Below are 14,155 nucleotides of genomic sequence, written 5' to 3'. Positions count from 1 at the left end.
GTGATCAAGCGTATGGCCTATGGCTTCAGGGACTCGGACTACTTCTTCCTGAAAATCAAGGCCGCCTTCCCCGGGAAAGCGCGATGAACCTTTTTTCTGCCCGCGATAAAGCCCAATCAGCGATAGATACTGGTCATGCCGCGGCGTTCGTCCTGGCATTCGGCAGAACCCATCTCGAACTCGCGGCAGATCAACGGGCGCAGCTCGTAAATGCTGCAGCGCATGCTGTCGCGGTCGAGTGCAGCGCACCAGCCATCGTCCAGGCGTTGCATCACTTCGCCGCCCCAGTCGTCGGTGGCGATAAAGCGCGGCGGTACGCCGGTATCGGTGATCAGCATGACTTCCAACTGGCAGCAGCAGGCCGCGCAGTTGGAGCAGCTGACGGCGTTTTCGCTGGGCAGTTGGGTGTGGCTGATGTGTTGGCTGTCGGTCATGTCGCGCAGTGTACGCCAGGCACGCCTCGGCGCGAGATCAACTCGACCGACGCGTGCGCAGACGTTGTTCGTGCTGTGCGCGGTAGAGTTTGGCGAAGCCGTGCAGCAGGGGCATGACCAGGGCCCAGATGGCTGACAGTAAGGCCAAGGTCGGCCAGGTGCCGTAGGGCAGGCCGATGCCGGCCAGTTGCGCGCCGCCGTAGTAGGACAAGGGCCCGCCGATGGCGCCGAGCAGGCTGGCGCGCCACCAGGGTTGCGCGGTCCAGGCCAGGCAGTGGTTGAGGGTGGTGCCCAGAAGCAGCCAGAGCAGGGCCAGCCACAATGGAATCACGGTGCGTGGCGCGCCGAAATCAAACACACCGAGATTGAGCAGGAAACTGTCCAGCGCGCTGCCGGCGAGAAACACGCTGAACAGCAACTTGCCTTCGGCCGCCCAACTGCTGGTCCACAGCAGATGCACCGCGACTATCCCGCCGACGATCAGCAGCCAGGGGCTGTCGCCACCGAGCACTGCGGCGAGCCAGCCGAGCTGAAACAGCAGGGCGTTGGCAATCAGTTTAGGCATGCAAGGGTCCCAGTAGGGGTTCGGGTCGGGCCGCCGGTTTGGCCAGCAGCAGTTGCGCGGTGCCGATGGTGCGCTCGATAAAGCCGCCCTCGCAATAGCACAGGTAAAACTCCCACAAGCGATAGAAGTGCTCGTCGTAGCCGAGCTGCTCCAATTGATGTCGCGCGCGGTGCAGGTTGTCATGCCACAGGCGCAAGGTACGTGCGTAGTGTTGGCCGAAGTCCTCCATGTGCTGCAGCCTCATGTCGGTTTTGCTGCCGATGATCTCCAGCATCTTCTGCACCGAGGGCAGGGCGCCGCCGGGGAAGATATAGCGCTGGATGAAGTCGACACTGCTTTTCGCCTGTTCGTAGCGCTGGTCGCGGATGGTGATGGCCTGCAGCAGCATCAGACCATGGTCTTTGAGCAGGCGTGCGCACTGCTGGAAGTAAGTGGGCAGGAAGCGATGGCCGACCGCTTCGATCATCTCGATGGACACCAGTTTGTCGAACTGGCCGTCCAGATCGCGGTAATCCTCTAGCAGCAAGGTGATGCGCTGCTGCAGGCCCTGCTCGGCGATGCGCTGTGCGGTATAGGCATACTGTTCCTGCGACAGGGTGGTGGTGGTCACCCGGCAGCCGTAGTGAGTCGCCGCATAGAGCGCCATGCTGCCCCAGCCGGTGCCTATTTCCAGCAGGTGATCGTCGGGTTTCAGTGCCAGTTTCTGACAGATGCGCTCCAGCTTGTTCAGTTGCGCTTGTTCCAGGCTGTCGTCCGGGCTGCGGAACTGGGCGGCCGAGTACATCATGCTCGGGTCGAGGAACTGCTCGAACAGGCTGTTGCCCAGGTCGTAGTGGGCGGCGATATTCTTGCGCGAGCCCTTGCGGGTGTTGCGGTTGAGCCAGTGCAGGCCCTGCAGCAACGGGCGGCCGAGCTGGGCCAGGCCGCGCTCCATGGCGTCCAGCACATCCAGGTTGCTGACGAACACCCGCACCACTGCGGTCAAGTCGGGCGTGCCCCAGTAACCATGGATATAGGCCTCGCCGGCGCCGATCGAGCCATTGCCGGCGACCATGCCCCAGAGCGCACCATCCTGCACCTGGATTTCCGCACGCAGGCTGGCATGCGGGTCGCCGAACTCCAGGCGCTCATCGCCTTCGATGAGCACCAGGTGGCCGTGGCGAAGCTGGCGCAACTGGCGCATCACCGCCTGGCGTAACAGGCCGGCGCCGAGGCCATTGCCGGCGCGCACCGAGTCTTTGGCGGAAGTCAGGCTAGGGCTTTTCATGGGGTAGGTCCTTCGGGCGCGGGCGGGCAACGCTGAAGCGGTCCGCCGCGGCGTGATGATTGAACAGTGGGAGGCCTTTGAGCAGCAGGCGCAGGGCTTGCCAGTAGATCGCGACCAGGGTTTTGCCGGTCATCCAGGGAAAACGCAGCAGGTAGCGGTGCAGGCTGGCGCGAGTGAGTGCTTCGCGCTGCAGGCTGAGGCTGGCATCGAAGAGTTTGTTTTCGCCCTGCCAGTCGGCCATATGGATGCCCAGCCTGGCGCCGGCCGGGCTGAAGGCCATGCGGTACTCCAGTTCACGGGGCAGGAAGGGCGAGACGTCAAAGGCCTTGGCCACGGCGAAGTGCTGATGGCCTTCAGCCACGGCCGGCAGTACATAGTGGTAACGCTCGCGCCAGGGCGTGTTGCTGACCTCACAGAGGATCGCTGCCAGGCGGCCGTTGGCCTCATGGCAGTAGAAGAAGCTCGCCGGATTGAACGCCAGGCCCCAGCTGCGCGGTTGTGCCAGCAGACAGACCGAGCCCTGCGGCGTATGCCCCAGCGCGGCGCCGACGCGCTGGCGCACCGCGTCGATCAAACTGACACCGGTGCGAGTGAGCTCGGGGAGAAAGTCGCTCTCGCGGAAGGCGAACGGGGCGAAGCGACCCTGGCCGGCGAGGGGCGACAGGCCGAGCACCTGCTGCTGTTCCTCCAGGTCCAGATAGAGCAGGCCCATGCGGTAGCGGAAGTGGTGCGATTTGGGCGCAAAGCGGCGGTGCTGCACCCAGCCGCTGTACAGGGCGCTGTTCATCAGAGTGCCTCACCGAACTTCTGGGCCACGCGCAGGGCGCTGACCACACCGTCTTCATGGAAGCCATTGGCCCAGTAGGCGCCGCAGAAGTAGCTGTGATTGGCGCCGAGCAGCTCCTTCCAACGCGCCTGTGCGGCCATGCCGGCCAGGCTGTATTGCGGGTGGGCGTAGCTATAGCGGGCGAGAATCGTGGCCGGGTCTATGGCTGCGGTCTGGTTCAGGCTGACGCAGAAGGTGGTGTCGCTGCGGATGCCCTGCAGAATATTCATCGCGTAGGTGACCGCCGCCGGCTGCTCCAGCGCACCGCCGAGGCGGTAGTTCCAGCTGGCCCAGGCCAGGCGGCGTCGGGGCAGCAGGCGGCTATCGGTGTGAAGCACCACATCATTGTCGGCATAGGGCAGGGCGCCGAGAATCGCCTGCTCGACCGCTGTCGGCTCGGCCAGCAGTTGCAGCGCTTGGTCGCTGTGGCAGGCGAACACCACCTTGTCGAAGCGCTCGCTGCCGGCGGCGCTGTGCAGGGTGACGCCCGTCTCGTCACGTTCGACCCGATGCACCGGGCAGTTCAGGCGGATGTGCTGCTTGAACGAGGCCGTCAGCGGCGCCACGTAGCTACGCGAGCCGCCCTCGACCACGCACCACTGCGGACGATTACTGACCGACAGCAGGCCGTGGTTCTTGAAGAAGCGCACGAAGAACTGCAGGGGGAAGCCGAGCATGTCGCTCAGCGACATCGACCAGATCGCCGCGCCCATCGGCACTATGTAGTGCTGGATGAAACGCTCACCGTAGCCCTTGTGCTGCAGGTAGTCGCCCAAGGTAGTGCCCGCGGCAATGCGGCTGTGCTCGAGGTCGACCAGCGCCTCGCGGTTGAAGCGCAGGATATCGCGAACCATGCCCCAGAACTTCGCCGACAGCAGATTGCTACGCTGGGCAAACAGGCTATTGAGGTTGTTGCCGTTGTACTCCACGCCAGTGGCCGGGTCGCTGACCGAGAAGCTCATCTCGGTGGGTTTGCAGGCGACCCCGAGCTGGCCGAGTAGGCGGATGAAGTTCGGATAGGTCCAGTCGTTGAACACGATGAAGCCGGTATCCACCGCGTACTGCTGGCCGGCGACTTCGACATCGACGGTGTGGGTATGTCCGCCGACCCAGTCGCTGGCTTCGAACAGGCTGATCTGGTGGCTGCGGTTGAGCAGGTAGGCGCTGGTCAGACCGGCGATGCCGCTGCCGATGATGGCGATTTTCATGGGTTGTCCTTGCGGGCTGGTTCACTGCGCGCCAGGCGTGTGCCGATGGCCAGGCGCAGGCGTGCGGGCAGGTGCGCGAGTAACTGCAGGCCGGCAATAAAGGGTCCTGGGAAGGCGATCTCGAAGGGGCGCTTGTCCAGGCGGTTGGCGATATGTCGCGCCGCTTTAGCCACCGGCCAGCGCATGGGCATGGGGAAGTCGTTGTTCCGGGTCAGCGGCGTGTCGACGAAGCCGGGGCTGATCAGGGTGACGTCGATACCCTCGCCGGCCAGGTCGATGCGCAGGGCCTCCAGCAGATAGCGCAGCGCGGCCTTCGAGGCGCCATAGGCTTCGGCGCGTGGCAGCGGCAGGTAGGTCACCGAGCTGCCGACGCCAACCAGGTGCGGGCGCAGGCCCTGGCGCAGCAAGGGCAGCGCGGCCTCTATGCAGTAGCCGGCGGAGAACAGGTTGCTGCGCAGCACCCGTTCGAGCATGGCCGCCTCGAAGGCTCTTGCATCGAGGTATTCGCAGCTGCCGGCATTCAAAATCAGCGTGTCCAGCGCGCCCCAGGTGTGCGCGATGCGCTCACCGATCCGCTGGACCTGGGCGGCATCGCCGAGGTCGCCGGGGACCACCAGCACCTGATTCGGGTAGCGACTCGCCAAGGCCTGCAAGGGGTCGACCCGGCGCGCGCTGAGCGCCAGGCGATGGCCGTCTTGCAGTAACAACTCGGCCAGGGCCGAGCCAATACCACTGCTGGCGCCGGTTAGCCAGATGCGCCGGCCGTTCATGCCAGCCTGCGCTTCAACCAGCGAATCGCCTGGCCGAGCAGGGGCAGGTGCTCATACAGCAGGCTGCCGGCATCGAAGTAGTCCCGGTGGCGATGCACCTTGCCATTCCACAGCAGGTGCGAACAGCCTTCGACCCGGATCAACTGGCCGCGCGCCAGGCGCGGGTGGCGATAGCTCAGGGTCCAGCGCAGGTAACCCTCGCCCTCGCGGACCTGATCGAAGCCGTAGAAGTCGAAGCGCAGCTCGCTGACATGGGCATACAGATCGGCGAAATAGCGCTGCAGATTGGCCAGCCCGCGCACCTGGTGCAGGGGGTCGCAGAACAGCACGTCATCGCTGTACAGCTCGCCGAGGCGGTCCAGGTTGTGCCTGTTCAGACCGGCAAAGTCCTTGGCGAATTGGCGCAGGAAATCGCTCATGGCAGCACCTGTGTGCCGCGCTTGGGCAGATTCCTGAAAGCCTCCAGGGCGCGGCTGCGACTGCTGCTCAGGTCGACTATCGGCTGTGGGTAATCGAGCCTGTCGAACAGATCGCCGCCCTTGTTAGCGCGTGCGCTGGGGTTGTGGATGTCCTTGTCGCTCAGGCTCGCCAGCTCCGGCAGCCAGTGGCGGATAAAGCGACCGTCCGGGTCGAAGCGTTGCGACTGGCTGACTGGGTTGAAGATGCGGAAGTAGGGCGCCGCGTCGGTGCCGGTGGAGGCGCTCCATTGCCAGCCTCCGTTGTTGGCCGCCAGGTCGCCATCGATCAGCTGACGCATGAAGAAACGCTCGCCTTCGCGCCAGTCGATCAGCAGGTTCTTGGTCAGGAACATCGCCACTATCATCCGCAGGCGGTTGTGCATCCAGCCGGTAGTCAGCAGTTGGCGCATGGCCGCGTCGATGATCGGCACCCCGGTGCGGCCCTGCTGCCAGGCCAGCAGTTCGTCGGGCGCCTGGCGCCAGGCCAGCGCTTCGGTTTCCGGGCGAAAGGCGCGGCATTTGCTCAGTCGTGGGTAACCGACCAGGATGTGTTTGTAGAATTCGCGCCAGAGCAGTTCGTTGATCCAGGTGACGATGCCGCTGCTGCCGCTGTCGAACTCGCCCTGATTGGCTTGCAGGGCGGCGTGCAGGCACTGGCGTGGCGACAGTACACCGGCGGCGAGGTAAGCCGACAGCTGGCTGGTGCCGGGTAGGGCGGGGATGTCGCGGTGCTGCTGGTAATAGTCGATGCGCTGCTCGGCGAAACTGTGCAGACGCTGCCGGGCCTCCATTTCGCCCGCAGGCCAGAGCTGGCGCAGGGCTGCGCTGGGCGCCGCAAAACCGCTCACCTCGGCTGGCATAACGTCACCCACAATGGCCAGCGGCGCCTGGGCCGCAGGTGTCCCGAGCAGCGGCGGCAGGGCACTGTGCAGGCGCTGATAGCAGACCTTGCGAAACTGGCTGTAGACCTGAAAGTAGCCGCCACTCTGGGTCAGCACAGTGCCGGGTTTGAACAGCAGTTGGTCCAGGTGGTCGCGCAGCACAATGTCCTGTTGCTGCAGCCTCTGCGCCACGGCCTGGTCGCGCCGCTGTTCGTGCGCGCCGTATTCCTGATTGGCGTGTACCGCGCCGATTCGCAGTTGCCGGCACAGCTCGCCGATCACCTGCGGTGCGGCGCTCCAGTCATCGGCCTGGCGGATCAGCAACGGCACATTCAGCTTGGCCAGGGATGCGGCCAGCTCGTGCAGGTTGCGCAACCAGAAGTCGACCTTGCAGGGCGCGTCGTCATGGGTCCGCCATTGCCCGGGGCTGAGCAGGAACAACGCCAGGGTCGGCCCGGCGTTCATGGCGGCACTCAGGGCGCTGTTGTCCTGCACGCGCAGGTCGCTGCGAAACCACATCAGTTGGTGCATGGGAATCCTTATGTCCGGTCCAGCAAGCCGAGACGGGTGAGGGTTGCCAGTGCTTCGAGAGGGCCCTCGGCCATGTGCACGGCGTTGTTCTGTGTTGTAAGTACGTGCAGTTCCGTCCGGCGGATGCATACCGTTGCTCCGATAATCAGGCAGGGGCAGTGGTGGCCCGTCAGCCAGCGCGGGAGCTGCGCGGTATTGAGCGCCTGGTTGGAATACAGCAGCAGTGCGCGAGGCCGGATCTGCTCGATCGCCAGGGCCAGTTCGGCTGGCGGAATCGGCCAGTCGAATACCTGCACCGGGCAATCGGCGCTGCTGGCCAGCCAGGCGCTGAGCCACAGGCCCGGCTCCATCGGCAGCTCGGATAAATTGACCAGCAGCAGCGGGGCGCCGTGGTGCTGACGGTTGTTGTGGTACAGCCGTGCACCGAGTTTGCTGCGCAGCCAGGAGTAGAAGAACACCCGCTCGGTCTGGGCGCCGAACTGCTTGCGCCAGCGCAGTTGCAGTTCATCGAACAGCGGCAGCAGCAAGTGCTGGCACAGGGTATGGGCCGGGTAGAGGGCCAGTTCGCGGTTGAAACAATCGTCCAGTCGCCGTTCGGCCAGCTTGCCGATCGCCTGCAGCAGCTCTTCGCGCGTCTGTTGCCACTGGGAGGTGGTCTGGGTCGAGGCGGGTTGTGCGCTGCGCAACAGTCCCCTCACTTGGCTGACCGCAACGCCACGTTCGAGCCAGGCGAGAATCGCCTGAATGCGTGCGACTTGTTCGGCCGAGTACAGGCGATGTCCCTTGGCCGTGCGTTGCGGCACGATCAGGCCGTAACGGCGCTCCCAGGCGCGCAGGGTAACCGGGTTGACCCCGGTAACGCGGGCCACCTCGCGAATCGGCAGCAGGCCCTCGGCCAGTGCGGGCGGATAGCCAGCGCTGGGCCGATGGGGTGCGGCAACGGGCTTCTCGGCGCTCACAGGGCATTGCGCAGGCTGAGGTTTTCCGGGTGCGGTTGCAGGTAGGCCTGCTGCGCAAGGTAGCGGTCGGGATGGCGACGCAAGTGGTGCTTGAGCAGGGTCAGCGGCACTACCAGGGGGACGAAGCCGAGGCGGTATTGGCTGATCAGTTGCTGTATTTCCTGCTTGTCCTCGCCGCTCAACGCGCGCTTGAGATAACCGCTGAGGTGCTGCAGTACATTGCTGTGGGTACGCCGGGTCGCGCACTGCTTCAGCGCCGTCATCAGCTGGCTGAAATAGCGGGGTGCCAACTCCGCCAGTTGATGTTGGCCAAGGTCGCCGAGCAGACGGCCAAGGGCCTTGTATTGCAGCGGGTTGGTGGCCATCAGCAGGTATTTGTAGCGCGAGTGGAAGGCGATCAGCGCCTGCCGCGTCAGGCCCGCGCGCAGCAGGTGCTGCCATTCGGCATAAGCGAACACGCGAGTGAGGAAATTCTCACGCAGGACCGGGTCGTTGAGCCGGCCGTCCTCTTCCACCGGCAGGTCCGGGCGGCGCGCGCAGAAGGCCTCGGCATAGATGCCGCGGCCCTTGGGCTCGCTGGGGCGACCGTTGTCCTGGTAGACCTTGACCCGTTCCAGGCCACATGACGGCGACTGCTGCATGAAGATGTAGCCGCAGATGTCATCCAGCCCTGCGGCCATCTGTTCGCCGTATGCGGCCAGCGGCTCGGTGACATCATGCTCGCGCTGTACGGTGCCGACTGCCCGCGGTGCGGCCGGGTCGCCGACCAGGCGAATCGGCTCGCGTGGGGTGCCGAGGCCGATGGCCACTTCAGGGCAGAGCGGGACGAAGTCGAGGTACTCGCTGAGCGTGCGACTGCACAGCCGCGATTGCTTATGGCCGCCGTTGTAGCGCACCTCGGCACCGAGCAAGCAGGCGCTGATCGCGAGTTTGGGTTTGCTGGGCGTTGAGTGGTGCGGATTCATGGCGCAACCTCTGATGGATACTTGTACATCCTGATACGGCTGTACAACTTAATTCCATCATAGGTGCGATATTGTGCATATACAAACTTTTTGTACAATTTTTGTATAGGTTTTTGCGGCGGCGGGTCGAGCCCGCTATTGCCAGCCGATCTGCCAGTGCTCGGAATCTTGCAGGCCGCGCCAGTCCAGGCGTTGGCTGCCTTGGCTGTGCACCGCTTGCAGTTCGATGTGCAGCAGGGCGCCGTCCTCGTCACAGAACAGCTGGCTGACCAGGAAGTGTTTTTCACGGTTTTGCGGTTGGACTGCCGTCCATTTGGACAGCAGCAGTTTGCGCGGGTTTAGGCGGTGTTGCGCGGCGACGCTTAGCGCCGGGGCGCTCATGACAGGTGTTCGAGCAGCCTGCGCGCCGCCTCCTGGCCGCTGAGCCAGGCCCCTTCGACTCGACCGGACAGGCACCAGTCGCCGCAGGCGTAGAGACCCAGGTTGGCGTCAGCCAGGACACCCCACTGGTGCGCGCTGGCTGGGCGGGCGTAGAGCCAGCGGTGCGCCAGGCTGAAGGCGGGGGCGGGTACGGCGCAGCCGATCAGCTCGGCAAAGGCGCCGTGCAGGTGCTCGATCACCCGTTCCTTGGGCAGGTCGAGGTGCTGCTTGCTCCAGTCGCTGCTGGCGTGCAGTACCCAGGTGTCCAGCGTCGTGTCGCGCCCGGGTTTGCTGCGATTGCGTGCCAGCCAGTCGAGTGGGTTGTCCTGCACGAAGCAGCCTTCGACCTTGCTCGCCAGGGGGCTGTCGAAGGCCAGGGCGACTGCCCAGGTCGGCTCCATCGTCACGCTGGCGGCGGCGGCGGCGAGTTTCGGGGCGGCCGCCAGCAGCGCGCTGGCCTGTGGCGCCGGGGCTGCGACCACGACATGGCTGAACGGACCGTGGCTCTGGCCCTCGGCATCCTGCAGGGTCCAGTGCTGCTCGCCGCGAAACACCTCGGTGATGTGGCAGGAGAAGTGCACGGGCAGGGCGCCGAGCATGGCGCGGGTAATGGCGCTCATGCGCGGGATGCCGACCCAGCGTACCTGTTCGTCCGGCGAGGCGCTGAGGTGACCGTCGTTGAAGTGGTAGAGACTCGGCGTCCATTCGGCAACCCAGCCGCGAACTTGCCACTGCTGCACCACTTCGACGAAGCGGCGGTCGCGGGCGGTGAAGTATTGCGCGCCCAGATCCAGGGAGCCGGCATCGCTGCGCTTGCTCGACATGCGCCCGCCGCTGCCGCGGCTCTTGTCGAACAACTGGACTTCCTGTCCAGCGGCATGCAGGGCCTGGGCGGCGGACAATCCGGCGATGCCGGTGCCGATGATGGCGATGGGGGCGGTTGCGCTCATGGTCTACCTCGTGTGCTAGAGCATTAGGCTACGCTTCAGGCAAAAGCTATACAATGTTGAAGTTATGTATAGGCTTGATTCGATTAAATCGCGCCTCTCTATAGTATTAGGACAACCCTGAGTTGGATTAAAGACACGTTGTAACGTCATGAATCAGACTAGGGTGGATATGCCGTGTTACGCCATGCGAGGGAGATGTCATGCACATATTACTGACCGGCGGTACTGGACTGATTGGTCGGGCTCTGTGTAGTCACTGGGCGCAGCAGGGGCATCAGTTGACGGTATGGAGTCGCCGTCCGCAACAGGTGCCGCGTTTGTGTGGTGCGCAGGTGCGTGGCATCGGCCAACTCGAGCAGCTGGGCGACGTAGGCTTGGATGCGGTGGTCAATTTGGCGGGGGCGCCGATTGCCGATCGACCCTGGACGCGCAAGCGCAAAACCCTGTTGTGGGCCAGTCGGATCACCCTGACCGAGCAGTTGCTGGCATGGCTGAAACTGCGCGAGCAGAAGCCACAGGTGTTGCTTTCCGGTTCGGCGGTGGGCTGGTACGGCGATGGCGGCGAGCGTGAACTGCACGAGGATAGCCCGCCGGTCTGTGAGGATTTCGCCGCGCAGTTGTGTGGCGCCTGGGAGGAAACCGCCCTTCGCGCCGAAGACCTGGGCATCCGTGTGGTGCTGGTGCGTACCGGTCTGGTGCTGGCGAATGACGGTGGCTTTCTCAAGCGCTTGTTGTTGCCGTTCAAGCTGGGCCTGGGCGGGCCGCTCGGCGACGGGCGGCAATGGATGTCGTGGGTTCATTTAGCCGATCAAGTCGCCCTGATCGATTTTCTCTTGCAGCAGCCGCAGGCCAGCGGTCCTTATAATGCCTGCGCGCCAGAGCCGGTGCGTAACGCCGAGTTTGCCCGCGCCCTGGGCCGCGCGTTACAGCGTCCGGCGATTTTGCCGGTGCTGGCGCTGTTGTTACGCGTCGGCCTGGGGGAGTTATCCGCCTTGCTGCTGGGCGGCCAGCGTGCGCTGCCGCTACGTTTGCGCGAGGCGGGCTTCACTTTTCGTTTCACCGATCTGGATACGGCCCTCGAGGACTTGTTGGGCCGTCACTGACTAGGAATAGATATGACCGATCACGCCCTGCTACTGGTCAACCTGGGCTCCCCTGCGTCGACCGAAGTGGCTGATGTCCGGCGTTACCTCAACCAGTTTCTGATGGACCCCTACGTGATCGACCTGCCGTGGCCGGTGCGCCGACTGCTGGTCTCGCTGATTCTGATCAAGCGCCCGGCGCAATCGGCGCACGCCTACGCCTCCATTTGGTGGCCGGAGGGCTCGCCGCTGGTGGTGTTGAGTCGGCGCTTGCAGCAGGCGATGCAGGCGCAGTGGCGTCACGGCCCGGTCGAACTGGCGATGCGCTATGGCCAGCCGTCGATCGAGTCGGCGCTGCTGCACCTGGCGGGGCAAGGCATCCAGCAGGTCACCCTGGCGCCGTTGTATCCGCAGTTCGCCGACAGCACGGTGACCACGGTGATCGAGGAGGCCAAGCGGGTGCTGCGCGCGCACAACCTGAAGCTGCGGATCGCCGTGCTGCCGCCGTTCTACGACCAGGCGGAATACCTCGACGCCCTCGTGGACAGCGCCAAGCCCTATCTGCAGCAGCCGTTCGATCATCTGCTGTTGAGTTTTCACGGCCTGCCCGAGCGGCATCTACACAAACTCGACCCCAGCGGCCATTGCCTGCAGGGCGTCGACTGCTGCCGCACGGCCTCGCCCGAGGTGCTGGCTCACTGTTACCGCGCGCAATGCCTGGCCAGCGCCGAGGCCTTCGCCAGCCGTATGGGGCTGCGTCCGGAGCAATGGTCGGTGTCCTTTCAGTCGCGCCTGGGCCGGGCCAAGTGGATCGAGCCCTATACCGAGACGCGCCTGGACGAGCTGGGTAAGCAGGGTGTGAAGAAGCTACTGGTGATGTGCCCGGCCTTCGTCGCCGATTGCATCGAGACCCTGGAAGAGATCGGTGACCGGGGCCTTGAGCAATTCCAGGCTGCCGGTGGTGAAAGCCTGCAGCTGGTGCCCTGCCTCAACGATCACCCGAGCTGGGTGGCGGCGCTGAACAGCCTGAGCGAACGGGCGCCGCTGATGCTTTGAGTGCGCATGCCCTTGCTAGCTGCGCAGGGGCGCCGCTCGATCAGCTTGTCAGTCAGTAGCCCGGCTGTAATCCGGGGAATTTAAATCTCCGGATTGCATCCGGGCTACGCACGGGTCGGTTATCAGCCCGAAGGGATGCCGCGCATTCGCCAGGCTGATAACGGGGTCTTGTCATACTCACCAGGGCCAATGTCGGCTTAAGCTGGGGTCACTTTCAACCGTCGCGCACCGCGTAAACGGTGCCGAGGAGACCGCCAGTGTCCAACAACAATAACGGCTATCCCTCCAATGCCCGCGCCTGGGCCACTGTCGCCATCCTTATGGTGGCGTACGTGTTGTCCTTTATCGACCGGCAGATCCTCAACCTGCTGGTCGGCCCCATTCGTCGCGACCTGCTGATCAGCGATACGCAGATGAGCCTGCTGATGGGCTTGTCCTTCGCCCTGTTCTACACCGTCTGCGGTATTCCCCTGGGGCGTCTGGCCGACACCCGGAGCAGGCGTGGGCTGATCGCCATCGGCATCCTGTTCTGGAGTGCGGCCACCGCGGCCTGCGGTATGGCCAGGCTGTACTGGCAGTTCCTGATCTGCCGCATCGGCGTGGGGGTCGGCGAAGCGGCGCTGTCACCCGCGGCCTATTCGCTGATCGCCGACAGCTTTCCCGCCGAGCGCCGCGCCACCGCCATCAGTGTCTATTCGATGGGCGTCTACCTGGGCTCGGGCCTGGCCTTTCTGTTCGGTGGCCTGGTGATCAAGCTGGCCTCGGCTCAAGGCGACGTGCTGCTGCCGATAGTGGGCGAAGTGCGGCCCTGGCAACTGATTTTTCTCGCGCTTGGCGCCGCCGGTGTGCTGTTCACCCTGCTCATGCTAGCGGTCAAAGAGCCAGCACGGCGTGGTGTCGGGGCGGGGGTGGTAGTGCCGCTGGCCGATGTCGGGCGCTATATCCGCGCCAACAAACGTACCGTGCTGTGCCACAATTTCGGCTTCGCCGGCCTGGCCTTCGCCGGCTACGGCAGCGCGGCCTGGATTCCGACCTTCTTCATCCGCACCTATGGCTGGGATGCCGGCCAGGTCGGTATCGTCTACGGCGCCATCGTGGCGGTGTTCGGTTGCCTGGGCATCGTTTTCGGCGGGCGTCTGGCCGACTGGATGGCCAAGCGTGGCAGCAGCGACGCCAATATGCGCGTCGGGTTCTATGCCGCCCTGGGGGCTGCGCCCTTCGTGCTGGCCTTCCCGTTGATGGAAAGCGCGCTCTGGGCGGCGATCCTGGTCGCGCCGGCGGTGTTCTTTCTGAGCATGCCCTTCGGCGTGGCCCCTGCGGCGATCCAGGAGATCATGCCCAACTCCATGCGCGGCCAGGCCTCGGCGATCTACCTGTTCGTCATCACCCTGATCGGTCTGGGCATAGGTCCGACCGCCGTAGCGCTGGTGACCGATTATGTGTTTGCCGACGACACGGCGCTGCGTTACTCGCTGCTGATCGTCACCAGCATTGCCGTGTTCAGCTCGATCGTGCTGCTGAGCATGAGCCTCAAACCCTACCGGGAAAGCGTGGTGCGTCTGCAGCAATGGTCGGCTGAGCCGGCCTGAGCGAGTGGCCTGTGTGGCGAGTTCGATGAGTCAAATTCGGCATTTCAGGCCCCGGTCCTGGGTTGCCGCTCCTCGCTATCGCCCACTATGACGCGTCGCAGCGCCTGGTCTGGGAACCTCAAGTATCCGAACTTGAGTGAACCCACCAACCGTTCAGGCGGGTAGTCGTGGAAATAAAAATGCCCCGCACTTGG

The 14,155-nt window shown here is 64.5% G+C and carries 15 protein-coding genes; 3 read left to right on the top strand and 12 right to left on the bottom strand.

The genetic code is table 11. From position 1 onward, the window contains the following. Window positions 1-116 precede the first annotated feature (116 nt). From FBY03_RS21620 to FBY03_RS21565, 12 genes are all read right to left on the bottom strand, one after another. A complete protein-coding gene (locus FBY03_RS21620; protein ID WP_147174406.1) occupies window positions 117-434 on the bottom strand; it encodes a YkgJ family cysteine cluster protein in 318 nt (105 codons plus the stop codon). A gap of 37 nt (window positions 435-471) precedes the next feature. Continuing rightward, window positions 472-999: a DUF2878 domain-containing protein gene (locus FBY03_RS21615; RefSeq protein ID WP_147174405.1), complete on the bottom strand. Its 528-nt coding sequence runs from the start codon at window positions 997-999 to the stop codon at window positions 472-474. Further along, window positions 992-2,266, bottom strand: a complete 1,275-nt coding sequence (locus FBY03_RS21610; RefSeq protein WP_147174404.1) for a cyclopropane-fatty-acyl-phospholipid synthase family protein — start codon at window positions 2,264-2,266, stop codon at window positions 992-994. The genes FBY03_RS21615 and FBY03_RS21610 overlap by 8 nt, the downstream gene beginning before the upstream one ends. Next, a complete protein-coding gene (locus FBY03_RS21605) occupies window positions 2,253-3,053 on the bottom strand; it encodes a DUF1365 domain-containing protein (RefSeq protein ID WP_147174403.1) in 801 nt (266 codons plus the stop codon). The genes FBY03_RS21610 and FBY03_RS21605 overlap by 14 nt, the downstream gene beginning before the upstream one ends. Next, window positions 3,053-4,300, bottom strand: coding sequence for an NAD(P)/FAD-dependent oxidoreductase (locus FBY03_RS21600; protein ID WP_147174402.1), 1,248 nt, complete (start codon window positions 4,298-4,300; stop codon window positions 3,053-3,055). The genes FBY03_RS21605 and FBY03_RS21600 overlap by 1 nt, the downstream gene beginning before the upstream one ends. Then, complete coding sequence (locus FBY03_RS21595) at window positions 4,297-5,070, bottom strand: SDR family oxidoreductase (RefSeq protein WP_147174401.1); 774 nt, start codon at window positions 5,068-5,070, stop codon at window positions 4,297-4,299. The genes FBY03_RS21600 and FBY03_RS21595 overlap by 4 nt, the downstream gene beginning before the upstream one ends. After that, window positions 5,067-5,489 (bottom strand): nuclear transport factor 2 family protein, encoded by a 423-nt coding sequence (locus FBY03_RS21590; RefSeq protein ID WP_147174400.1) that lies wholly within the window; start codon window positions 5,487-5,489, stop codon window positions 5,067-5,069. Before FBY03_RS21590 ends, FBY03_RS21595 begins: the two co-directional genes overlap by 4 nt. After that, window positions 5,486-6,940 (bottom strand): deoxyribodipyrimidine photo-lyase, encoded by a 1,455-nt coding sequence (gene phrB, locus FBY03_RS21585; protein WP_147174399.1) that lies wholly within the window; start codon window positions 6,938-6,940, stop codon window positions 5,486-5,488. The genes FBY03_RS21590 and phrB overlap by 4 nt, the downstream gene beginning before the upstream one ends. A gap of 8 nt (window positions 6,941-6,948) precedes the next feature. Next, entirely contained in the window at window positions 6,949-7,899 is a 951-nt protein-coding gene (locus FBY03_RS21580) for a MerR family transcriptional regulator (protein WP_147174398.1), read from the bottom strand. Then, window positions 7,896-8,864, bottom strand: a complete 969-nt coding sequence (locus FBY03_RS21575) for a DUF523 and DUF1722 domain-containing protein (protein ID WP_147174397.1) — start codon at window positions 8,862-8,864, stop codon at window positions 7,896-7,898. The genes FBY03_RS21580 and FBY03_RS21575 overlap by 4 nt, the downstream gene beginning before the upstream one ends. Before the next feature lie 135 nt (window positions 8,865-8,999). Next, on the bottom strand, window positions 9,000-9,245 hold the full coding sequence (locus tag FBY03_RS21570) for a TIGR02450 family Trp-rich protein (RefSeq protein ID WP_147174396.1): 246 nt from the start codon (window positions 9,243-9,245) through the stop codon (window positions 9,000-9,002). After that, window positions 9,242-10,234, bottom strand: coding sequence for an NAD(P)/FAD-dependent oxidoreductase (locus FBY03_RS21565; protein ID WP_147174395.1), 993 nt, complete (start codon window positions 10,232-10,234; stop codon window positions 9,242-9,244). The genes FBY03_RS21570 and FBY03_RS21565 overlap by 4 nt, the downstream gene beginning before the upstream one ends. Before the next feature lie 200 nt (window positions 10,235-10,434). Here FBY03_RS21565 and FBY03_RS21560 point away from each other — a divergent pair, with 200 nt between their 5' ends. From FBY03_RS21560 to FBY03_RS21550, 3 genes are all read left to right on the top strand, one after another. Next, window positions 10,435-11,337, top strand: a complete 903-nt coding sequence (locus FBY03_RS21560) for a TIGR01777 family oxidoreductase (protein ID WP_147174394.1) — start codon at window positions 10,435-10,437, stop codon at window positions 11,335-11,337. Between the two features lie 12 nt (window positions 11,338-11,349). After that, window positions 11,350-12,372 (top strand): ferrochelatase, encoded by a 1,023-nt coding sequence (gene hemH / locus FBY03_RS21555; protein ID WP_147174393.1) that lies wholly within the window; start codon window positions 11,350-11,352, stop codon window positions 12,370-12,372. A 257-nt stretch (window positions 12,373-12,629) separates the two neighbouring features. Then, complete coding sequence (locus FBY03_RS21550; RefSeq protein WP_147174392.1) at window positions 12,630-13,961, top strand: MFS transporter; 1,332 nt, start codon at window positions 12,630-12,632, stop codon at window positions 13,959-13,961. Window positions 13,962-14,155 lie beyond the last annotated feature (194 nt).

The sequence above is a fragment of the Pseudomonas sp. SJZ079 genome, assembly GCF_007993865.1.
Classification (GTDB): Bacteria; Pseudomonadota; Gammaproteobacteria; order Pseudomonadales; family Pseudomonadaceae; genus Aquipseudomonas.
The sequence above is the reverse complement of the archived record's forward strand: the minus strand, read 5'-3'. Positions and strand labels throughout refer to the sequence as shown.

What these genes read in the sequence shown, in the direction of transcription:
- FBY03_RS21620 (WP_147174406.1), bottom strand. Translation starts at nt 434, where the DNA reads ATGACCGACAGCCAACACATCAGCCACACCCAACTGCCCAGCGAAAAC.
- FBY03_RS21615 (WP_147174405.1), bottom strand. Translation starts at nt 999, where the DNA reads ATGCCTAAACTGATTGCCAACGCCCTGCTGTTTCAGCTCGGCTGGCTC.
- FBY03_RS21610 (WP_147174404.1), bottom strand. Translation starts at nt 2,266, where the DNA reads ATGAAAAGCCCTAGCCTGACTTCCGCCAAAGACTCGGTGCGCGCCGGC.
- FBY03_RS21605 (WP_147174403.1), bottom strand. Translation starts at nt 3,053, where the DNA reads ATGAACAGCGCCCTGTACAGCGGCTGGGTGCAGCACCGCCGCTTTGCG.
- FBY03_RS21600 (WP_147174402.1), bottom strand. Translation starts at nt 4,300, where the DNA reads ATGAAAATCGCCATCATCGGCAGCGGCATCGCCGGTCTGACCAGCGCC.
- FBY03_RS21595 (WP_147174401.1), bottom strand. Translation starts at nt 5,070, where the DNA reads ATGAACGGCCGGCGCATCTGGCTAACCGGCGCCAGCAGTGGTATTGGC.
- FBY03_RS21590 (WP_147174400.1), bottom strand. Translation starts at nt 5,489, where the DNA reads ATGAGCGATTTCCTGCGCCAATTCGCCAAGGACTTTGCCGGTCTGAAC.
- phrB (WP_147174399.1), bottom strand. Translation starts at nt 6,940, where the DNA reads ATGCACCAACTGATGTGGTTTCGCAGCGACCTGCGCGTGCAGGACAAC.
- FBY03_RS21575 (WP_147174397.1), bottom strand. Translation starts at nt 8,864, where the DNA reads ATGAATCCGCACCACTCAACGCCCAGCAAACCCAAACTCGCGATCAGC.
- FBY03_RS21570 (WP_147174396.1), bottom strand. Translation starts at nt 9,245, where the DNA reads ATGAGCGCCCCGGCGCTAAGCGTCGCCGCGCAACACCGCCTAAACCCG.
- FBY03_RS21565 (WP_147174395.1), bottom strand. Translation starts at nt 10,234, where the DNA reads ATGAGCGCAACCGCCCCCATCGCCATCATCGGCACCGGCATCGCCGGA.
- FBY03_RS21560 (WP_147174394.1), top strand. Translation starts at nt 10,435, where the DNA reads ATGCACATATTACTGACCGGCGGTACTGGACTGATTGGTCGGGCTCTG.
- hemH (WP_147174393.1), top strand. Translation starts at nt 11,350, where the DNA reads ATGACCGATCACGCCCTGCTACTGGTCAACCTGGGCTCCCCTGCGTCG.